Consider the following 19,249-nt stretch of genomic DNA (forward strand, 5'->3'; position numbering starts at 1 on the left):
AATTTGATATTAGCCCGTTAAAAACGGGCTTTTTACGCGATGCGGACGGGGTGCGACGAGTTGTGACGTGTCTTCGATATCTGACTTATAATTCAATACATGAAAATTATCGAACAATTGAAAGATGACCCGCCGCTGCGTGCGGTGCGCGCTTTCGAGGCATTTGCGCGCTTTGGCTCGGTCACCCTGGCGAGTGCGGAACTCGACATCACGCCGTCGGCGATCAGCCACCAGTTGCAGCTCCTCGAGAGCTTCGTGCAAACGCCACTCACTCGCAGACAAGGTCGCGCGCTCGTGCTGACCGACGAAGGCCGCGACTACTATCGCTCGATCAGCGCCGCGTTTTCCGTACTGCGGAGCGCGACAGGCGTGGTGCGAAGCCGCACTGCGCTACGACAGGTAACGATCAGCCTGATTCCGCTTTTCGGCATTGGCTGGTTCATCCCGAGGCTGAGCGCGTTTCTTGCCGATAACGAAGACGTGGACGTGAACGTGTCGTACGCGCATCACCGCAACTATCACAGCGACGCATCGGATATTTCGATCCGGTTCGGCGCGGGCGAGTGGACGGGTTATACGCGCACGAGGTTGCTGTCCGGTCAGGTCGTGCCGGTGTGCAGTCGCGCGTTTCTGAAGCAGCATGGGCCGATCAGAAGCGCGGCCGACATCGCCGCGCTGCCGCTCATTCACGACGAGGATCGAGCGACATGGGTCGCGTGGCTGCGCCAGCAGGGCGTGCCGAACGTGCATCACGCAATTGGGCCACTTTTCGAGGATGGTCAACTCACGCTGAACGCGACGCAGGCAGGGCTAGGCATTGCGCTGCTGCGCGCGCCGCTGATTGAACGCGAGCTCGCGTCGGGCGAACTGGTTCGTTTATCCGAAGCGACACTGGATGATGGTCGCGATTACTACTTGTGCATGCGTACCGACACGGAGTTACCTGTCGGCGCACGACGCCTCGCGCAATGGATTCAGAGTGAGATGAATCGCTGCTAATGAATGTCGTGCATAAAAGCGACGCCAACTTCTCCTGCAAGTTGGGCAAGCCGTTTGTCTAGCGTCCAGAGCAATGCGCCGGGTGTTATCAAGGTCGATGCGAGAAGCGTGATGTCGCTACTGCCGCAGCCTCGACCGTCAAGCTGTCTTGCTTCGATCAACGCCATTACCTCTGCCCATGTCGCGTGTTTCGCGTGCTCCAGCAGTCCGATATCGCGCAATGTACGCGCTCGTGGTGCGGGCGGAGTACCGCATGCAAGTTCTACGAGCACGACCGGATGCGTTAGCACCTGATCGCTAAAGAGAAGTTGAGCCAGTCTTGAGTTGGAACCACGGAAGTGATCAACCCATACAGACGTATCGACGAGGACGCTCATCGAGTTGCTGGCTCCGACTGCCGGCGCGAGATGTCAGCCATCTCCGGAACAGTGCCGCCCAGAGCGGCGAGTCGCTTTCCAGCCTGTACGCGCACGAAGGTCTGCATCGCTACGCGGAACAAGTCGGACTTGTCCATGTCGGGATCAGCAAGTTCAAGGGCGCGCTCATAAAGGTTGTCGTCGATCGATACGGTAGTTCGCATTTTCGCCTCAAAATTGATGACAAGATACATCAATTTTAGCATCATTCGGTACTGGATGGCTCAATGGCTAAGCCATCCTGTCCGCGAGAAATCGGAATTGCCCCACGCTGATTGACTATGAAAGTAGGGAGCGCGGGGGGACTACTCTGCAGCCAAAGTCATAGACAAAGGCAATTCCAGCCGGTTGAAAAGAGCGGGCGCAGAGCCGAATGCCCGGGTTCAATTTTCGTTGTGCTCTGCAGCAAGCATAGAGAAGTAAATCCCATATAGTGGGGAAAATCCTGGGGTAGTTCGTAATATTGACGTCGCTTTCACAAAGATAGAATAAACACTCTAAATCGGCCTGGTTGCGACCCAGAGGGCGATTGATTTGGGAGAGCTAGCTGTCTGCCGACTCAGCAGGTAGCAGCACCCCGTCAGCGAAAACCTGAGAGACATCATGAGCACTCGAGAGAAGATGCCATTTCCGACGACATACGACACCTGTACGACTGCTGTTGCCTGTGTACCCGACGATCTGTTTTCCAGATCTGTCGAACTGGCGCGCCTGAACTTCAGAACATATGGACTGGTGCTCGCGAGCGCGGCGCGCCACTGGGAGTGTCTGCTGCAAGCGCGGACGCTGGAGCAGGTGGTCCGCGCCCAGGCCGACACATTGCCCACGCTGGCTTCGCAGATCGCCGATTACACGCAAGGCTGGATTGACGTACTGACAACCACCACGGTCGACCTGAACCTGACTGCGAACGCAGGCGACGAAAATGACGCGCGCGAGGCGCGTACCTTGCTCGACGGAATCGCGAAGAGCGCCCAGAGCGTCGACGCGATGTTGAGCGCGGTGAGTCCGGCACCATCCACGTCAGGCGGCGACGTCGCTGTTCGATCATCCGCCGCCGCCCAGGATACGGCTTCTGCCGATCCCAGTCGCGCCCGGCACCCTGCACCGGCCGAGCCGAAGCGCCGGGCTCCTCCCCGAGGCCGTCGCTAGCCGGTCATCCCGCCGGCAGTCCCACGAATTTTTTCGGAATCCACTTTCACGCGTTGCGGTGTCGCGACCGGCAAGTAGATCTGCCTGTCGTCTCCGCACAGAACATTCTGGATAGGAAAACATGCTGAGTCTTCACGAGCTGGCTACCTTGCTGATCATCAAGGATTCGCCCGAACGTATCGGAGCGGACCATGCGGAACTGGGCGCATTGCGCGCATTGGAGCTGGTCGATACCGCGTCGTCCGATACCAGCCTGCCACTGCCACGCATAACCGTCAGGGGGCAGGCGATTTTGCGCGCCATCGCGGGAGTGCGTTGACTGTCAACAGAAGAAGTTCTGTCGTCCACACGGACTGAAGTCGCAGTCCCGGTCTGGCCTGGACAAAGCCGGAAACTCATGTGACGCAAGGAGGCAGACGTGGAGCAAACCTGGATGGGAATCGCGGTTGGCACGATCGTGCTGGTCATCGCCGCAGCAGGCGTAGCGGCTCACTACCGGCGGGAACGGCGGCGCGCGGATCTTCTACGGAATCTCGATCACCACGACTGGTGTCGATGGACGCGGCCGCACCGGTAACACGCTTCGCAAGCGCATCGAAAACAGGGCACGCCGCTCCCTTGTGGACCGCATACAAGGCGCGGAATGTCTGGAGTCGGCGGAAAAGTTGAGGAATCAGACGTGAGCCACGCACTTGCAGAAAAGGATCTGGCGCACATCCGCGCCGTGTTGATTCATCTCGAGCACAGGAATGACCGGATATCGGCCGATGGGACTAACGGAGGGATCAGCCTCGACTATTGGCGCTCAAGGATCGGAGCTGTGCTCGCTATACCGCTGCTGCCAGCCAGCCTCCAGAAACAGTCGAGAGCATTGCTCGAACGACTCGACCGGTTGAACGGGGAACAGCGACGCTATGTGGCCAGCCCGTAAGCAGACGGAGAGGGCTGACGCCCTGCCTGGAATCTAACGCGGCCACTGTCCTCGCGCGAATCGGCCGAGAGCATCGTGCCCGCCGTCGACACACTGGCCGTCGCGATCGACGGCACGCCTGGACTGTGAGCCTTAACGGTGCCCGTCATGCAATCGCACTTAACGCTGCGGCAAAACGTTTGTCGGCGAGATAGGCGACATTGAAGCGGCAATACGCGGACACCTGATCGCTCGACGGAGAAAAGACGGCGCCCGGGGCGAGAATCACGCCATGGTTAAGGAGCGCCTGTGCCAGTTTCATCGAATCGGCATGGCCGGGCAGCGACGCCCACAGATACATGGTCCGGTCGCTCACTTTGTAGATATCGGCGTTGAGTCTGGTGAGTGCGTCGACGGCAGTGGCCGTCGCGCGTTGCAAACGCTCCTGCAAATGATTGGTATGCCGAAGAAAGTGACCGTCGTTGATGATCGCGTCAAGCGTGCGTTCGCAGTATTCCGAGCTGCTCACGTGCGTGAGCATCTTGACGTCGGCGAGATCGCTGGCAAGGTCGGCGTTGCACGCGAGAAATCCGACCCGCAGCGCAGCCGACACCGACTTCGCAAAACTGCCGATATAGATCGTGCGACGCAACTGGTCGAGCGTCGAAATCCGCGTGAGCGAGCGGGGCCGCAAATCGGCGAGCGCATCGTTTTCGACGATGGTCAGATCGTGTATCTCGGCAAGCTGCAGGATGCGGTGCGCCTTGGCGGCACTCGTATCCGTCGCGGTGGGATTCTGTCCGACAGACTGCGTGAAGAACAGCCGGGGCCGGTATGTGCCGAGGTGCTTTTCGAGTGTGGGAATGTTCGGGCCATCCACGTCGCGGGGCACGCCTACGATGTTCGCGCCGCTTAGCTTCAGTTTGCCGAACAGCGCGTAATACCCGGGATCGTCGACCAGAACCGTATCGCCGGGCCGCACGTAGTAGCGGATCACCATGTCCATGGCCTGGTTTGCACCATGCGTCAGGACGATCTGAGACGGGTTCGCCTCGATCTCGTAAGCGGCCAGTTTCTGCTGAAGCGACTGCCGCAGCGGCAGGTATCCGTAGCGGCTGCCGTAACGGAAAAGCGACGCGACGCCCGTGCGCACCACGCGCTGATGGTACTGATCGAGGCGCGTCTCGCCGAGCCATTCGACCGGCGGGAATCCTTCGCCGAGGTTTAGCACGTCGGGTTTGACCTGCAACTGTTCGCGCATCAGCCAGACGACGTCCATTGCCCGGTCGAGGGTGGACGCTTCCTCGACTTCGCTGTGCCCTTTAACCCGTCTCGCAACGAAGAAGCCGGAACCGCGTCGCGGTTCGATCAGCCCGTTCGCGGTCAGGATGTCGAATGCGCTGATGACCGTGTTCTTCGAGCAGCCCGACGCCTCAGCGTATTCCCTGATGGACGGCAGTTTCGATCCTGCCGGCAACAGACCTTCTTCGATCTGTTTTGCCAGATTGTCCGCCATCGATCCCGACAGGGACGTCTTTTCACGCCGATTCATGGTTATTGCCCTGCAAGGTACGCGGACTGTACCGGGTACAGATGATTAACTGTCGATTCAGACTGTACCTTTTATATGGGTACACGGTCTTTATTATTCGTGCATCTACAGACCGCCGCAAGTCCGACAGCACGACGTGGCATTGATGACACATGGAGACGTAAATGACGATCGATTCAGCCCTCCCGAACTTCCGCGCACTCTCTCCGAGCGAACGCTGGACGCATGTCGCCAAGGCTGTCGGCCTCGACGACGCGCAGTACGCGCAACTCGCGAAGCCGGGGGCACTGCCGGTGGAAATTGCGGACGGCATGATCGAAAACGTGATCGGCACCTTCGAATTGCCGATGGCGGTGGCCGGGTACTTCCAGATCAACGGTAAGGACGTGATCGTGCCGATGGCGGTTGAAGAGCCGTCGATCGTCGCGGCGGCATCGTTCATGGCCAAGCTTGCTCGCGAAGCGGGCGGCTTCCGTACGTCGAGCACCGGCCCGCTGATGCGCGCGCAGGTTCAGATTCTCGGCGTGTCCGACCCGTACGGCGCCCGCCTGTCGTTGCTGAAACACAAGGAGGAACTGATCGAACTGGCGAACAGCCGCGACAAGGTTCTGATCGGTCTGGGCGGCGGCTGCAAGGACATCGAAGTGCACGTGTTTCCCGACACGCCGCGTGGCGCGATGATCGTTGCGCACCTGATCGTCGATGTGAGGGATGCGATGGGTGCGAACACGGTCAACACGATGGCCGAATCCGTCGCAGGGCGGGTTGAGGAAATCACCGGTGGCAAGGTGCGTCTGCGGATTCTGTCGAATCTCGCGGACCTGCGCCTCGCGCGCGCGCAGGTCCGCTATTCGGCCGACACGCTCAGAACGAAGGAGTATTCGGGCGAAGAAGTGATCGACGGTGTGGTCGATGCCTATCTGTTCGCGGCGATCGATCCCTACCGGGCCGCGACGCACAACAAGGGGATCATGAACGGGATCGATCCGGTGATCGTCGCGACCGGCAACGACTGGCGCGCGGTCGAAGCGGGCGCGCATGCCTATGCAAGCCGGGGCGGTCGATACACGTCGCTGACGACATGGGAGAAGGCGACTAACGGCGATCTGGTCGGCACGATCGAGATGCCGATGCCCGTCGGTCTGGTCGGCGGCGCGACGAAGACGCATCCGCTCGCGCGTCTTGCGCTGAAAATCATGGACGTGAAATCAGCGCAGGAGTTGGGAGAAATCGCCGTTGCAGTGGGCCTCGCGCAGAACATGGGTGCGTTGCGCGCGCTGTCGACCGAGGGGATTCAACGCGGCCATATGGCGCTGCATGCACGCAACATCGCGATGGCGGCGGGCGCGACCGGCGCCGACGTCGACTGGGTCGTGAAGCAGATGGTCGCGGCGAAGGACGTGCGCACCGACTACGCGGTGGAACTGCTCGCGGGGTCCCGCCATGGTTGACCTGCCCGTTTCCGGCAAGGTCAGAATCGTCGAGGTCGGTCCGCGCGACGGCTTGCAGAACGAGCCTTCGTTTGTGCCGACCGCGACGAAGGTCGAACTGATCCGCAGACTGATGAAGGCGGGTGTCATCGCGATCGAAGCCGCCGCGTTCGTTTCGCCGAAATGGGTCCCGCAGATGGCCGACGGCGCCCAGGTGCTGCGCGAGATCGAGCGTCGGGAAGGCGTCGTGTTGTCGGCGCTCGTGCCGAATCTCAAAGGCTTCGACGCGGCGCTGGAGGCGAGGTGTGACGAGGTTGCCGTGTTCGCAGCGGCATCGGAGAGCTTCTCGCAGAAGAACATCAATTGTTCGGTCGACGAGAGCATCGACAGGTTCGAGCCGGTCGTAGAGAGGGCGCGGCAGGAGGGCGTGCGCGTGCGGGGTTACGTGTCCTGCGTGCTGGGATGCCCGTTCGAGGGCGAGATCGATCCGTTGCAGGTCGCGCGCGTGACGTCACGTCTCTACCAGATGGGCTGCTATGAGATCAGCCTCGGCGACACGATCGGAACGGGCACGCCTGCGAAGACCCGACGTCTGATCGAAGCGTGCTCGAAAGATGTGCCGTTATCGGCCCTTGCCGGCCATTTCCACGACACTTGGGGAATGGCCATCGCGAATGTGTACGCCGCGCTGCAATCAGGTATGGCGAGCTTCGATAGTTCGGTGTCCGGTATCGGCGGGTGCCCGTATTCTCCCGGCGCAACGGGTAACGTCGCGACCGAAGACGTGGTTTACCTGTGCGATGAACTGGGCTTGCACACGGGTATCGATCTCGCTGCGCTTGCCGAAGCAGGTGAGTTTATTTCGACGGCGCTCGGCAGGGTGACGTCGTCGCGAGTGGCCCGCGCGATGGCGGCGCGCCGCGCTCGCACGATGTCGAATAACGTATAGACGAAGAGCCGGCACAGCGTGCCCAGTCGCGCGGCCGGTCAATTGCAACTCCGACAACGATCCGGAGGAGACAGATGGAAACCTATCGCGCTCACGCGGCGGCACCGGCCACCGCGACTCAGCGTCATGACGATCCGGCAACGGAGTCGTCACTCGAACTCGTCGAAGTCTGGGGCGACACAGTCGATCTGCGACATCTTGCATGGTCGGTCGTTCTCGGGACGGGCATCAGCATCGGCGCATTCTTCGCGGGTCAACGGCTGCTGTCGGCATTCGTGCCCGACGCGGCGATTGCTCGCGCGTACGCGATGCTGGTCGGCCTCGCCGGCTGCCTCGTGGCGGGCATGGTTTGCGCGTTCCTGTTCAAACCGAAGCGCGAGGTTGTCGAGCACGCGGTCAATCCTGCCGAACGCATGAGAGTACTCGATCAGCTTGCCGCGGAATCCGGCGGACTCGGCACGGTGGCGGATCTCTCGCCGGCCGCGCGAGCCGAAATGGACGAACTCGGTCTGCTTGATCTGTTCGCTGCCTACGAGCGCGAGCACGCGCATGAGCGGCATATCGACGAAGCCAACCGTCCGGCCGATCTGGCCATGAGCAAAGGAGCACACTGATGGACCCGCTTCTTCACCAGCTGGTAATCGCGCTGTCGATGGGACTGCTCGGCGCGATCGTATTCGCCGGTATCGGCCTGATTTCCGGCACGGACGAGACGACCACCATCGCTCCGCTGACACTTCTTGTTGCGCTGCTGGGTGTGCCGCCTGCTGGCGTATTCACGTTTTTCATGTCGGGCGCGGTCGCGAAACACATGACCCATGCGATCCCGACCGCGCTGCTCGGCATACCCGGCGATACGATGGCCGCACCGTTGCTGCAGCAGGCGACAATGTTGCGCGCGCTCGGCGTGCCGCATATTGCGTTACGCAAGATGATCTCAGGCGGGATCATCGCGGCTTTTGTGGCGGTACCGCTTGCGGTTCTGTTCGCCGTGCTGCTGGCACCGTTCGGTAGCGCAATCTCCAAAGCCGCCCCTTGGGTGTTCCTCGTTGCGGCGGTTGTCATCGCGTACTTTTCCGCCGGACGATGGGCGTCGGTGCTGCTGTTGTTGCCGTTCGTGCTGCTGATCGTCGGCCTGCAGGGTTTGACCGGAAAATACGGCGTAAAGCTCAGTGTTAGCTACTTCCTCGGAATCGCAATCGGCCCGCTCGTCGCCGATCTCTTTTCGATTCTCTCTCCGGCCGAGCGGAACCGGATGCGCCGTCCGCATGTATCGACCTTCTCGCTTGCGCCGGACCTGAAGGCGTGGCGCGGTTACTTTCCCAATCCGTTCCGCGTGCTCGACAGGCAGCAGACGGCGTGGACGATGGCGACGGCTGCCGTGTCGAGCGCGACCTTCGTGTTCAGCCCGGTGGCGATGACCGTGGTGATGGGGGAACTGGTCGGCACACGTGTCAAGCATGCGTATCAGCGGCTGACCACGGTGATCGCGGCCCGCAACGGCGTGACGGAAGCGACCTATATCGCGGAAGCGCTGATTCCGCTCATTGCGTTCGGTTTGCCTCTGAGTCCGGTCGCGGCGGGGCCGGCCGCGCCGCTGTTCAATGCGCCTCCGCGCTTCTCCGTGGACACAGCAACCGGGCACATCAACAACCTGCATACGTTGATGTCGGTTCACGAGTTCCTGGGTTATGGACTGTTGTCGGTCCTGCTCGCTGCGCTGATCGCGTATCCGCTCGCAATGAACTATGCGCACCGGGCGGCGTCGTTCGTCGCGCGTCGTTTGAGTCACGAAGCGATTATCGCGACGTTCTCGGGACTGATCGTCGTGATCAGCTTCTGGGAAGGACAGTTGCTCGGGCTGGCCGTCATTCTCACCGTGGGCCTGTTCGGCGGCCTGCTGTCGCGGCTGTTCGCATTTAACGCGGGGGTGCAGTTCATGGGCTACTACGTCGCCGTGTTGAGCGTGCCGGCGATTGCCAGATTGTTCTGACTGTTCTGACTGGCAATCGCCTCTAGCGCATATCTGCTTTGCTTCAAACAGCATTCGGCGCGCACGTTCGACAGAGCCGGAGCCGGTCAGAATAATGTTTGCTTGCCGCCGCGACGTATTGCATCGGTGGGAAGCAACGGAAATGCTTTGAGGGTCATCCCTGGTTGCAGGGAGCCTTCGTCACGCCTATCTTTCTACATCATACGTATGACATAGAGATAAAATGGTGGCGACGCTACACAGACAGGTCCTGAATCAGCTCGGCGAACAGATCTGTTCGGGCAAGTTCATGCCGGGCGACATCCTGCCGGCCGAGCCCGTGCTCGCCGAACAGATGCAGGTGAGCCGCATCACGATCCGCGAGACGATGAAGTCGCTGTCGGCCAAGGGCATGCTGCAAGTGCGCCGCCGCTACGGCACCATCGTGCTGCCGCGCGCGCAATGGCAACTGTTCGATCCCGACGTGATCACGTGGCGCGCGCGCGCCGGCGCAATCGAGCCGGGCCTGATCGAAGATCTGATGGAACTGCGTCTGATCATCGAGCCGAACGCGGCCAGGCTCGCCGCGAAGCGCGCGACGCCGGAAGATCGCATCGCCGTGCGCCGCGCCTTCAAGGCGATGGAGCGGGCGGTGGCCGGCCACGGCGACTACGTGCCTGCCGACCTCGCATTTCACGGCGCCATTCTGGCCGCCTGTCACAACCAGTTCGTTCAGCAGATGCAGAACGCGCTGTCGGCGATCTTGCGCACGAGCTTCGAACTCAGTTCCGAAATTGCCGGCGGCCCGGCCCGTTCTCTGCCGATGCACGAGGCGCTGTGCGTGGCGATCGAGCAGGGCGATCCGCAGGCCGCGGAAGAGGCCGTGCTGACGCTGATCAAGCGCGCCGAGCAGGATTTCGAGGACCGCGCCGCATTGAACGACACCGCCAACGGCACACCGTCCTGACGCAGGCAGGTTTCGCCAGCAGCGCATTAAACCCAATTTGAAACGCGACGATCCAGACAACCCAAGCGATCGCGACGGGCGCACTCGCGCCTTTTTTGTGAACACAGAGGACTCACAGCATGACCCAATTATTCGATCTGAAAGGCCGCACGGCACTCATCACCGGCTCGGCGCGCGGCATCGGCTACGCGCTGGCCGAAGGATTGGCGGCGGCCGGCGCGAGCGTCGTGCTCAACGGCACGCGTGCGGATACAGTCGCCGAATCGGTCGGCAAGTTGAGCCGCGCAGGGCACAACGCACTGGGACGCGCTTTCGACGTCACCGATGAAGCGGCTGTCGCCGAGGCCTTCGCACAGTGGGACAAGGACGGCGTGCAGATCGATATCGTCGTGAATAACGCAGGCATCCAGTTCCGCAAACCGCTCGTCGATCTCGAACTGAGCGACTGGCAGCGCGTGATCGACACCAATCTGACCAGCGCGTTCATCGTCGCGAAACAGGCGGCACGACGCATGATCGCGCGCGGCACGGGTGGCAAGATCATCAACATCGGTTCGCTCACCAGCGAGGGCGCGCGGGCGACCGTCGGCGCGTATACCGCGGCGAAGGGCGGCATCAAGATGCTGACCCGCGCGATGAGCGCCGAGTGGGCGGCCTCGAACATCCAGGCGAACGCGATCGGTCCGGGCTACATCCTGACCGACATGAACAAACCGCTCATCGAAAACGCCGCCTTCGATGCCTGGGTCAAGAGCAGCAATCCTTCGCAACGCTGGGGCAAACCGGAAGAACTGGTCGGCACCGCGGTGTATCTGGCCTCGCCTGCTTCGAGCTATGTGAACGGCCAGATCATCTACGTCGACGGCGGCTGGCTGGCCGTGCTCTGACGCTGCTTCGAATGCAGGCTCGCGCGAGTCCAGCAGAACAAATAAATCGACTCGCGCGCGCTCAACCTTTGTATACGCCGTACCGATCCGGAGACATCATGGAAAGCGTCAAACCCGTAGCACCTCAAAGATGGTGGTATCTGATGCCCATCATCTTCATCACCTACAGCCTGGCCTATCTCGATCGCGCGAATTACGGCTTCGCCGCCGCAGCCGGGATCGACAGGGATCTTGGCATTACGCACGGCACGTCGTCGCTGATCGGCTCGCTGTTCTTTCTCGGCTACTGTCTATTTCAGGTGCCAGGCGCGATCTACGCGCAGCGCAACAGCGTCAAGAAGCTGATCTTCTTCAGCCTGATTCTGTGGGGCGTGTGCGCGGCCGCCACCGGCATGGTCAGCAATATTCCGATGCTGATGGCGCTGCGATTCATCCTCGGCGTGGTGGAGGCCGCCGTGATGCCGTCGATGCTGATGTACATCAGCCGATGGTTCACACGCAGCGAACGCTCGCGTGCCAACACCTTCCTGATTCTCGGCAACCCGGTGACGGTGCTGTGGATGTCGGTGGTGTCGGGTTATCTGGTCCGCAGTTTCGGCTGGCGCGAGATGTTTGTCTTCGAAGGCGCCCCGGCGCTGATCTGGGCAGTGGTGTGGTGGTTCACGGTGAAGGATCGTCCGGCCGACGCGCCCTGGATGAGCGACGCCGAAAAGACCGAATTCGCGGCACGTCTGAAAGCGGAGCAGGCCGATATCGCACCGGTGCGCGACTACAAGGCGGCGTTCCGCTCGTCGATCGTGATGAAGTTCTGCGCGATTCACGCGCTGTGGAGTATCGGCGTGTACGGCTTCATCATGTGGCTGCCGTCGATTCTCAAGGCCGCCTCGACGATCGATATCGTCTCGGTCGGCTGGCTGGCCGCCGTGCCGTATCTCGCTGCCATCATTCTGATGTTGCTCGCGTCGTGGCTGTCGGACAAGACGCGCAACCGCAAGCTGTTCGTGTGGCCGCTGCTTCTGGTCGGCACGATCGCGTTCGTCGCGTCGTACCTGGTCGGCGGCTCGCATTTCTGGATTTCGTTCGCGCTGCTGGTCGTCGCGGGGGCCACCATGTATGCGCCTTACGGCCCGTTCTTCGCGCTGGTCCCCGAATTGATTCCGAGCAACGTGCTGGGTGGCGCGATCGGCCTGATCAATGCGTGCGGCGCACTCGGTGCGTTCGCGGGTTCGTGGGTGGTGGGTTACCTGAACGGTGTGACCGGCAGCCCCGCGGCGTCGTACATCTTCATGGCGGCCGGCTTGCTGCTCTCCGTGATTCTGATGATCACCGTGCCTGCGCATTCCGGTCAGCGCGCGAAGGATAAAGCGCCGCTCTCGCTGCATCGCACGTAAGGCTCCGGTTGAGCACATCTGTTCCCCTTGATTCGTTTTTGGCAGGCTGAAATGGCAACTCTGATTACCGATGTAAAGGTCATCCTGACCGCGCCGGAAGGCATCAATCTGATCGTCGTGAAGGTGGAGACGAACCAGCCTGGTCTGGTCGGGCTTGGGTGCGCGACGTTCGCTTACCGGCACGTGGCGGTGAAGTGTCTCATCGAGGAGTATTTGCGGCCGTTGCTGATCGGCCGCGATGCCGAAGCGATCGAAGAGCTATGGCAACTGATGCATCAGAACGCGTACTGGCGTAACGGGCCGATCGAGAACAACGCGATTTCCGGCGTCGATATGGCGTTGTGGGATATCAAGGGCAAGCAGGCGAATATGCCGCTGTATCAGCTATTCGGCGGCAAGTGCCGTGAAGCTGTGCCGATTTACCGGCATGCCGACGGCCGCGATCTGAACGAGCTATGCGAGAACATCCAGAAGTATCGGGAGCAGGGGATCACGCATATCCGCTGTCAGAGCGGCGGATATGGCGGGGGCGGCTACGGTCGCGCGCCGGCGGGTGCACCCGCTGGATCGGCGGACGGCGTATATCTCGACAGCAGGAAATACATGCGCGAGACGCTCAAACTGTTCGACGGCATTCGCAGCAAGATCGGCTTCGACGTCGCGCTGTGTCACGACGTTCACGAACGGTTGAAGCCGGTCGAAGCGGTCCGTTTCGCGTGCGAGCTGGAACAGTACGACCTGTTCTTTCTCGAAGACGCGATCCCGCTGGAGGAGGGCGAATGGATGCGCCAGTTGCGCGCGAAAACGACCACGCCGCTGGCTCAGGGGGAACTGTTCAACAATCCTTATGAATGGCGCTTTCTGATCACCGAACGGCTGGTGGATTACATCCGCGTGCATTTGAGTCAGATCGGCGGCATTACGGCGGGACGCAAGCTGCAGATCTTCGCCGAGCAGTTCGCCGTGAGGACGGCGTGGCACGGACCCGGTGACATGTCGCCGCTGGCGCACGCGGCCAACATCCACATCGACCTTGCGTCGCGCAATTTCGGCGTGCAGGAATGGTCCGGCACAGAGCCGCCGAACTTCGTGATTCAGGAGCTCAAAGGGCCGAGAGCCGCGTTACTCGACGTATTTCCGGGGCTTCCGGAGTTTCGCGACGGCTATGTCTATGCCAACGACAAACCAGGGCTCGGCGTGGATATTGACGAAGCCGAGGCGGCGAAATATCCCTGTGAGAATACCGTCACGACGTGGACCCAGACGAGATTGAAAGACGGGACGCTGCAAACGCCGTGATCGTGCTTTGAAGTGCGATCCGGCGGGGCTTGCGTGGTGGCGTTTCGGTCATTACGCGATGTCCTTTGTTGTCGACACCGGCCGCCCGCGCGAATGCTCATGGTGCACATCCCGCCACGCTCCCTAATCGACTCCCGACATCGTCATAGTGTATTAACAGAAGGTGTTAATCGCTTGAAAAGGATGATGTCGCGTGCGATGTATGATGATTCATCCGTCCGCGCAGCCGCGCGGCGGTATCGATTTCGTATTTTTCCGACCTACGACATGATCCGTCTGCTGCAGACGGATCATGAATCCATCACGCTCAACGGTTGATCGGCAACGCCCAATAACAAGTCAGCCCAGAGATGTGGCGTCGGCCCGAAACTGACAGATCAGTTCGCCGCTGTCAGCAAGTATCTCAATCTCAGCGGGGGTCAACGAGCGGATTCGGGTGGCCATTGAATCCGACAGACCGAGTGCCGACTTTGCGTGCTCGGCATCGTCGCCCAGCATGCGCTGAGCTAGCAGCAGGTACGATTGATTGAAGGCGGCAATTGCCCGCAGGCTTTCCAGATCGTTCAACATTGTTGCCTTATACGAAGGTTGATGTGCCCATCACCGTCGACTCTCCGGCGATACGCTCCTTCGCAGTTTATCCGCGCCAGTTGGCCGGTTTCTGACAAAACCTTGATGCGATCCGCCATTCAAGTCTCGCTATGGATACTCGAGAGAAATGAACTCTGAGCTTTTCGCGGCGAATTGTGTAGCGTTCCGTCATTCGATCAGTGTGATCCGACAGGTCTTAACCTGACTTACCTGGGGGAGGGAGATACTGGCACTGGATTCGCCCCCGCGAATCCTATGGCCTCGGTTCAACCTGCCCGGCTTTTTCGATTCACGCGGGCAGGTTCTTTTTATTAGAGAGCCTGTATTTCCAAATAAACACCGACCATTTCACACGCGAGATTCAAGCCAATGCTTAACGTAACGAAAGCTGTATTCCCCGTTGCCGGTCTCGGTACACGCTTTCTTCCCGCGACCAAAGCAAGTCCCAAAGAGATGTTGCCGGTCGTCGATAAACCGCTGATTCAATACGCCGTCGAGGAAGCAATCGCGGCGGGCATCACAGAGATGATCTTCGTGACAGGGCGCAGCAAGCGAGCCATCGAGGATCACTTCGACAAGTCGTATGAGATCGAAGCGGAACTGGAGGCACGCGGCAAAGAAAAGCTGCTCTCCCTCGTGCGCAGTATCAAGCCGAGTCATGTTCATTGCTTCTATGTTCGCCAGGCGGAGGCGCTGGGCTTGGGGCACGCGGTGTTGTGCGCGGAAAAGCTCGTTGGCGACAGTCCGTTTGCCGTCGTGCTGGCGGACGATCTGCTGGATGGCAAGCCGCCGGTACTGCGTCAGATGATTGACGTTTTCGATCACTACCATACGTCGGTTTTGGGTGTCGAAGAGATCGCACCCGAGGAGTCCGGGTCCTATGGCGTGATCGACGGCAAACAATGGGAAGACAATGTTTTCAAGCTGTCCGGTATTGTTGAGAAGCCGATGCCCGCCGACGCGCCGTCCCGATACGGCGTGGTGGGCCGCTACGTGCTCAAGCCGCGAATTTTCGAGCATTTGCGTGCACTGCGGCCGGGTAGCGGCGGTGAGTTGCAATTGACCGACGCAATTCAATCGCTGCTCAATGATGAGCAGGTCCTCGCGTACCGGTACAAAGGCACGCGTTTCGGCTGCGGCAGCAAGCTGGGCTATCTGAAGGCGACAGTGGAATTCGCGCTTCGCCATCCCGAAGTCTCAATAGACTTCCGTGACTATCTTGCTGGGAGAATGACCGAGCTATACGAATAGGATCGGGGTTTGCCGAACTCCGCAGGGGGCGGGTGGCGAGATAAGCAAGGACGCCTTCTGCAGATTCGGCGCCCGCTCATCCCGGCAGGTGATTCAGACGGACCGCTCGCTCGCTTCATCGCGCACGATATCCGCGACAAAGCGAGTGAACTGATCGAGATGCCATCCGGCTTTCGAATAACGAGTCTGGCGACCGCGAAACAACAGGTCCGTCACGTGCGCGACACAGATCTCATTGGTCGGTTGGGGTTCCTGCGGACCGGGTAATGCGTTGTCGCGCAAGAACTCAGAGCATTTGGACTGGTAGCAAAACAGCATGATAGGGACGTCGTACACAAAACTGACGATCGCGCCATGCAACTTCGAAGTCACGACGCAGGCCGCTCCCGCGAGCAGATCAATGACCCCGGTAATCGAATCTCCATATTGAAAGCGGGCGACCGAGACATTTGAAGGCGAGAACAGGCGCGCAATGTCTCCCGTGACTGCGACACTCTCGTCGTCCAGAGAAGCGAATATCACATGATCGACGAGACCTAGTCTGTCGACCGCGGCGAGAATCGAAAGAGCTGCGTCCATGTACTGTCGTAAGTGAATCGACACCACGAGTGTGCGCCGCGACTTTCCACTGAGCGTCGGCGTGTAAAGTGCTGGAAGCGAGAACGCGAGATCCCGAAGGTTGGCAGGCTTCGAGCCCGTCGCATCCTTAACTGCCTGCACCGATGCTTCATCGCGAACCGCAATTCGAGGCACGGCCCTCAGGATATCCGCGAATGCCTGTTGCCGTTCAGTCGTGCTAAAGGGGCCGACCGACACGCCGAGCGCCGCGACCGGGCGATTGAGGCGGCGTCCTATATTGATAATCAACCTTGCAAACGGTAGCGAGGCGTGGGCGCCAAACAGCGAACCTCCGCCGAACACGGCGGCTCTTGCTTGCCATATAGCCGCGACATAGGTGAGCGACCGTGCTGCGGCGCCTAGTGTGCCGCTACGCGTCCACAATCTGCGAGCGAGAGGCAGGTGGAACAGATACGTCAATTCCTGTGCAGGGGACGCCCCCACGATCAGCGGCTTGATACCAGGTGTTCTGACTGAAATTGCTTGCAGCAGATAGCCGAATAGATCGTCGCCAAAGTTATGACGCCCGTAGAATCCGAAGAACGCGATGCGTGTTTCGCGGACGGCCGTGATTGCCTGCAGGTCGCGATGAAGGCGTTGAGTGGGGCGCAGGTCCGGTGAGACGCGGGGCGGGGCGTCGACTTCAGGTGTGTTCATTTCAGGGCCTCATTTAACAGTGCTTGTGCGCGGGGCCGCGAGTGTGGGGAATGCCCCGGCGTCAGCAGACGTCGATACACGCCGACATAAGCGCGGAAAAGTTGCTGATCGCCGAAACGGTCGCGCGCATGGGCACGCGCGGCCGTACCCATTTGTTTGCGCAGCGCTGCGTCGACGATTAACAGGCGGGTGTAGTACTCCAGCTCGTCGTCGTTATTGGCAAGAAACCCGGTCACGCCGTGGACGATCACGTCGCGATTGCCCACTATCCGACTGGCTACAGCCGGCAATCCAGCTGCCTGAGCTTCAATCAGTGCGATAGGCATGCCTTCCCACAACGAGGGCAACACGAAGATGTCGCACTCCAGAAGTCGCAATCTGAGTTCGAGCGCGGTAATCCAGCCGCTGATCTGAACCGCTTCGCGATCGACCCATTGATCGATCGCGTCGGCCTCGCCGTCACCGAACCAGACAAAGCGGGTGCGCGGTAGGCCGGCAAGCCGCTGCGCGAGATTCGTGAATCGCCACGGCGCCTTCTGATAGGTTACGCGTGCAGACGTGCAAATGACTACCTGCTCGGCTGGTTGCCTGTAATGGTCAGGATTAAACCCGTCGAGTTTCACCGCATTTTCTACAAGGCTTGTGCGTTCCGTCCGTCGCAGAAGCATGCGTGCATAACGCAATTCGCTTTTGGAGCACGCGACGATATGTCCGCCCATCGCGTGAAGCCACCGCTCGACCAGTAGATAGACTTTGCTCTTGAGTGGCGAGATGTCCTTCTTGAGAAAGGCAAACCCGTGCGGAGAATAGATCGTACGCGAGCTGATACCGAGCAGACGCGCGGCGACGCGCCCGAGTGCCGCCGCCTTCGACGAGTGGAGATGGACGATATCCGCGCGCTCGCGAAACAGGCTGCCGACAAGCAACACAATGCTCACGAGATCATGGACGCCGATCTGCGTGCGCATGTCCACCATCTCACGTCGGACTCTGGGATCGAACAGACTGTCGAGCTTGCCGACCGTCGGCGTATCCGGCCGGACAGAGTGCAGCACTACAACCTCATCTCCTGCCGCGACCTGGCGATTGGCGAGCAGAACGACGCAATGCAGCACACCTCCGCCCAGTGCTTCTGTTACGTGTACGATTTTCTGTCGCATAGTCGATCACCCTAGTTCCTGAATGGCTGGAGCCGCCTGATAAGGCAGGAAAGGAGACTCACCCTGACCTTCCTCATCGGACATGTTGTGGATTCGTCCCGCGAGCGCGACTAGTCCAATGATGAATAGCCACATTCCGAGGTTCGCCTTCATTCGGCCGCTGGGCGGAGCGAACTGACGCCACATCACGACCAGCATCAGGTTCACGAGAATCAGCTGGAAACGGATGCCCGCGTAAGTGACCTGCGTCATGGCGTAAAGCACCATTGCCAGTAACGCGCAAATCAGCCAGCCAATGGGCGGAATCGCGAATTGCCGTCTGTAAATGAGCATCACAGCCAGCATCAGTAACTGGATCAGCAGGAACAGCAGACCCGACGAGGCATTGGGGGCCGCTATGCCGGTGTAAAGACTGGTCTTGTCGGCGAAGTAGTCCGGCATCACGAGCGAGATACCGATGACCGCCACCGCGACGCCGACGAACATGAGCGTGTGTCCGCGCCGCGTCGTTGCAATGAAAAGCAGAAACAGGAGTGCGGATGAGAAGTGCACGCAGGTGCCGATCAGCGCGAAGATGAGGTATCGCAGCGGCCTTCGGTGCGGCGCCACGCGAGTTGCGACAAGGAAGATGGCCGACGCGAGACCGAAGCGCATCACGTTCATGGTCAGTTCGTAGAACATGCCCGGTACGAGGACCAATCCGCCGAACCAGATGCCATAGCGGCTGCGGGAAACCGACCAGAGCAGCAGCAGGGCGGTTGTCATCGAGATACTGTTGACGACGAAGCGGGGGTCGGGATCGACGGACCAGAGCAATTGTGCATAGGCATTGAATAGCGGCTCGGCGCCATATCCATTGCCTTGACCGAGGTCCGTGAAAGCCTGGTAATACGCGGCGGTATCGGTGCCGCTGTGACCGCGCAGAACGGCCAGCGCGACGATCGGCAGCGAGCAGGTGAGTATGACGACGGGGTTGGTGCCGCCATAGGCGATACACAGCGCTACGCCGAAGTAGAAGATCAATAGCGGCAAGAGGTAATAGCTCATG

The 19,249-nt window shown here is 60.3% G+C and carries 21 protein-coding genes; 14 read left to right on the forward strand and 7 right to left on the reverse strand.

Annotation, left to right across the window (positions count from 1 at the left end; translation table 11 throughout):
- The first annotated feature begins 99 nt into the window (after positions 1–99).
- On the forward strand, positions 100–999 hold the full coding sequence (locus BLS41_RS30030; RefSeq protein WP_074771360.1) for a LysR substrate-binding domain-containing protein: 900 nt from the start codon (positions 100–102) through the stop codon (positions 997–999).
- On the opposite strand, the gene BLS41_RS30035 is transcribed toward BLS41_RS30030, so the two are convergent.
- Positions 996–1,376: a type II toxin-antitoxin system VapC family toxin gene (locus BLS41_RS30035; protein ID WP_074771361.1), complete on the reverse strand. Its 381-nt coding sequence runs from the start codon at positions 1,374–1,376 to the stop codon at positions 996–998. The two genes, BLS41_RS30030 and BLS41_RS30035, sit on opposite strands and share 4 nt — an antisense overlap.
- Positions 1,373–1,579 carry a type II toxin-antitoxin system VapB family antitoxin gene (locus BLS41_RS30040; RefSeq protein WP_074773080.1) on the reverse strand — a complete coding sequence of 69 codons (207 nt, stop codon included), beginning with the start codon at positions 1,577–1,579 and terminating at the stop codon, positions 1,373–1,375. The genes BLS41_RS30035 and BLS41_RS30040 overlap by 4 nt, the downstream gene beginning before the upstream one ends.
- Before the next feature lie 439 nt (positions 1,580–2,018).
- On the opposite strand from BLS41_RS30040, the gene BLS41_RS30045 reads away from it, so the two are divergent.
- The 4 genes from BLS41_RS30045 to BLS41_RS30055 all read left to right on the forward strand — a co-directional run bounded on the left by BLS41_RS30045 (position 2,019) and on the right by BLS41_RS30055 (position 3,498).
- Positions 2,019–2,567: a hypothetical protein gene (locus tag BLS41_RS30045; RefSeq protein ID WP_143026422.1), complete on the forward strand. Its 549-nt coding sequence runs from the start codon at positions 2,019–2,021 to the stop codon at positions 2,565–2,567.
- A gap of 121 nt (positions 2,568–2,688) precedes the next feature.
- Complete coding sequence (locus BLS41_RS30050; RefSeq protein WP_074771363.1) at positions 2,689–2,886, forward strand: hypothetical protein; 198 nt, start codon at positions 2,689–2,691, stop codon at positions 2,884–2,886.
- A gap of 99 nt (positions 2,887–2,985) precedes the next feature.
- A complete protein-coding gene (locus tag BLS41_RS39210) occupies positions 2,986–3,144 on the forward strand; it encodes a hypothetical protein (protein WP_171910347.1) in 159 nt (52 codons plus the stop codon).
- Positions 3,145–3,246: 102 nt separating this feature from the next.
- Complete coding sequence (locus BLS41_RS30055; RefSeq protein WP_143026423.1) at positions 3,247–3,498, forward strand: hypothetical protein; 252 nt, start codon at positions 3,247–3,249, stop codon at positions 3,496–3,498.
- A 145-nt stretch (positions 3,499–3,643) separates the two neighbouring features.
- Here BLS41_RS30055 and BLS41_RS30060 read toward each other — a convergent pair whose 3' ends face one another.
- Complete coding sequence (locus BLS41_RS30060) at positions 3,644–5,029, reverse strand: aminotransferase-like domain-containing protein (RefSeq protein ID WP_074771365.1); 1,386 nt, start codon at positions 5,027–5,029, stop codon at positions 3,644–3,646.
- A gap of 164 nt (positions 5,030–5,193) precedes the next feature.
- Between BLS41_RS30060 and BLS41_RS30065 the strand changes: the two genes are divergently transcribed.
- From BLS41_RS30065 to BLS41_RS30100, 8 genes are all read left to right on the forward strand, one after another.
- The gene (locus tag BLS41_RS30065) at positions 5,194–6,480 is read left to right on the forward strand and encodes a hydroxymethylglutaryl-CoA reductase, degradative (protein ID WP_074771366.1); all 1,287 of its coding nucleotides are present in this window, start codon (positions 5,194–5,196) and stop codon (positions 6,478–6,480) included.
- A gap of 1 nt (position 6,481) precedes the next feature.
- Complete coding sequence (locus BLS41_RS30070) at positions 6,482–7,408, forward strand: hydroxymethylglutaryl-CoA lyase (RefSeq protein WP_436972073.1); 927 nt, start codon at positions 6,482–6,484, stop codon at positions 7,406–7,408.
- 74 nt (positions 7,409–7,482) lie between these two features.
- Positions 7,483–8,022, forward strand: coding sequence for a hypothetical protein (locus BLS41_RS30075; protein WP_253189832.1), 540 nt, complete (start codon positions 7,483–7,485; stop codon positions 8,020–8,022).
- Positions 8,022–9,401, forward strand: coding sequence for a tripartite tricarboxylate transporter permease (locus BLS41_RS30080; RefSeq protein WP_074771368.1), 1,380 nt, complete (start codon positions 8,022–8,024; stop codon positions 9,399–9,401). Before BLS41_RS30075 ends, BLS41_RS30080 begins: the two co-directional genes overlap by 1 nt.
- Before the next feature lie 223 nt (positions 9,402–9,624).
- Positions 9,625–10,347: a FadR/GntR family transcriptional regulator gene (locus BLS41_RS30085; RefSeq protein WP_253189833.1), complete on the forward strand. Its 723-nt coding sequence runs from the start codon at positions 9,625–9,627 to the stop codon at positions 10,345–10,347.
- A gap of 119 nt (positions 10,348–10,466) precedes the next feature.
- A complete protein-coding gene (locus tag BLS41_RS30090) occupies positions 10,467–11,234 on the forward strand; it encodes an SDR family oxidoreductase (protein WP_074771369.1) in 768 nt (255 codons plus the stop codon).
- Between the two features lie 98 nt (positions 11,235–11,332).
- Positions 11,333–12,625 (forward strand): MFS transporter, encoded by a 1,293-nt coding sequence (locus BLS41_RS30095; protein WP_074771370.1) that lies wholly within the window; start codon positions 11,333–11,335, stop codon positions 12,623–12,625.
- A 51-nt stretch (positions 12,626–12,676) separates the two neighbouring features.
- Entirely contained in the window at positions 12,677–13,924 is a 1,248-nt protein-coding gene (locus tag BLS41_RS30100; RefSeq protein ID WP_074771371.1) for an enolase C-terminal domain-like protein, read from the forward strand.
- A gap of 339 nt (positions 13,925–14,263) precedes the next feature.
- On the opposite strand, the gene BLS41_RS30105 is transcribed toward BLS41_RS30100, so the two are convergent.
- The gene (locus BLS41_RS30105) at positions 14,264–14,494 is read right to left on the reverse strand and encodes a flagellar transcriptional regulator FlhD (protein WP_074771372.1); all 231 of its coding nucleotides are present in this window, start codon (positions 14,492–14,494) and stop codon (positions 14,264–14,266) included.
- Positions 14,495–14,884: 390 nt separating this feature from the next.
- Between BLS41_RS30105 and galU the strand changes: the two genes are divergently transcribed.
- Positions 14,885–15,766 carry a UTP--glucose-1-phosphate uridylyltransferase GalU gene (gene galU, locus BLS41_RS30110; RefSeq protein WP_074771373.1) on the forward strand — a complete coding sequence of 294 codons (882 nt, stop codon included), beginning with the start codon at positions 14,885–14,887 and terminating at the stop codon, positions 15,764–15,766.
- A gap of 93 nt (positions 15,767–15,859) precedes the next feature.
- Here galU and BLS41_RS30115 read toward each other — a convergent pair whose 3' ends face one another.
- From BLS41_RS30115 to BLS41_RS30125, 3 genes are read right to left on the reverse strand one after another with little or no spacing between them, the layout of a single operon-like run.
- A complete protein-coding gene (locus BLS41_RS30115) occupies positions 15,860–17,041 on the reverse strand; it encodes a polysaccharide pyruvyl transferase family protein (protein ID WP_074771374.1) in 1,182 nt (393 codons plus the stop codon).
- The gene (locus BLS41_RS30120) at positions 17,038–18,201 is read right to left on the reverse strand and encodes a glycosyltransferase (protein ID WP_083380156.1); all 1,164 of its coding nucleotides are present in this window, start codon (positions 18,199–18,201) and stop codon (positions 17,038–17,040) included. The genes BLS41_RS30115 and BLS41_RS30120 overlap by 4 nt, the downstream gene beginning before the upstream one ends.
- Positions 18,202–18,207: 6 nt before the next feature.
- On the reverse strand, positions 18,208–19,248 hold the full coding sequence (locus BLS41_RS30125) for an EpsG family protein (protein ID WP_074771376.1): 1,041 nt from the start codon (positions 19,246–19,248) through the stop codon (positions 18,208–18,210).
- Between the last annotated feature and the right edge of the window lies 1 nt (position 19,249).

It is taken from the genome of Paraburkholderia fungorum, from assembly GCF_900099835.1.
GTDB classification, from domain to species: domain Bacteria; phylum Pseudomonadota; class Gammaproteobacteria; order Burkholderiales; family Burkholderiaceae; genus Paraburkholderia; species Paraburkholderia fungorum_A.

What these genes read in the sequence shown, in the direction of transcription:
- BLS41_RS30035 (WP_074771361.1), bottom strand. Translation starts at nt 1,376, where the DNA reads ATGAGCGTCCTCGTCGATACGTCTGTATGGGTTGATCACTTCCGTGGT.
- BLS41_RS30105 (WP_074771372.1), bottom strand. Translation starts at nt 14,494, where the DNA reads ATGTTGAACGATCTGGAAAGCCTGCGGGCAATTGCCGCCTTCAATCAA.
- BLS41_RS30095 (WP_074771370.1), top strand. Translation starts at nt 11,333, where the DNA reads ATGGAAAGCGTCAAACCCGTAGCACCTCAAAGATGGTGGTATCTGATG.
- BLS41_RS30100 (WP_074771371.1), top strand. Translation starts at nt 12,677, where the DNA reads ATGGCAACTCTGATTACCGATGTAAAGGTCATCCTGACCGCGCCGGAA.
- BLS41_RS30040 (WP_074773080.1), bottom strand. Translation starts at nt 1,579, where the DNA reads ATGCGAACTACCGTATCGATCGACGACAACCTTTATGAGCGCGCCCTT.
- BLS41_RS30050 (WP_074771363.1), top strand. Translation starts at nt 2,689, where the DNA reads ATGCTGAGTCTTCACGAGCTGGCTACCTTGCTGATCATCAAGGATTCG.
- BLS41_RS30075 (WP_253189832.1), top strand. Translation starts at nt 7,483, where the DNA reads ATGGAAACCTATCGCGCTCACGCGGCGGCACCGGCCACCGCGACTCAG.
- BLS41_RS30030 (WP_074771360.1), top strand. Translation starts at nt 100, where the DNA reads ATGAAAATTATCGAACAATTGAAAGATGACCCGCCGCTGCGTGCGGTG.
- BLS41_RS30045 (WP_143026422.1), top strand. Translation starts at nt 2,019, where the DNA reads ATGAGCACTCGAGAGAAGATGCCATTTCCGACGACATACGACACCTGT.
- galU (WP_074771373.1), top strand. Translation starts at nt 14,885, where the DNA reads ATGCTTAACGTAACGAAAGCTGTATTCCCCGTTGCCGGTCTCGGTACA.
- BLS41_RS30090 (WP_074771369.1), top strand. Translation starts at nt 10,467, where the DNA reads ATGACCCAATTATTCGATCTGAAAGGCCGCACGGCACTCATCACCGGC.
- BLS41_RS30080 (WP_074771368.1), top strand. Translation starts at nt 8,022, where the DNA reads ATGGACCCGCTTCTTCACCAGCTGGTAATCGCGCTGTCGATGGGACTG.
- BLS41_RS30115 (WP_074771374.1), bottom strand. Translation starts at nt 17,041, where the DNA reads ATGAACACACCTGAAGTCGACGCCCCGCCCCGCGTCTCACCGGACCTG.
- BLS41_RS30065 (WP_074771366.1), top strand. Translation starts at nt 5,194, where the DNA reads ATGACGATCGATTCAGCCCTCCCGAACTTCCGCGCACTCTCTCCGAGC.
- BLS41_RS30060 (WP_074771365.1), bottom strand. Translation starts at nt 5,029, where the DNA reads ATGAATCGGCGTGAAAAGACGTCCCTGTCGGGATCGATGGCGGACAAT.
- BLS41_RS30120 (WP_083380156.1), bottom strand. Translation starts at nt 18,201, where the DNA reads ATGCGACAGAAAATCGTACACGTAACAGAAGCACTGGGCGGAGGTGTG.
- BLS41_RS30125 (WP_074771376.1), bottom strand. Translation starts at nt 19,248, where the DNA reads ATGAGCTATTACCTCTTGCCGCTATTGATCTTCTACTTCGGCGTAGCG.
- BLS41_RS30085 (WP_253189833.1), top strand. Translation starts at nt 9,625, where the DNA reads ATGGTGGCGACGCTACACAGACAGGTCCTGAATCAGCTCGGCGAACAG.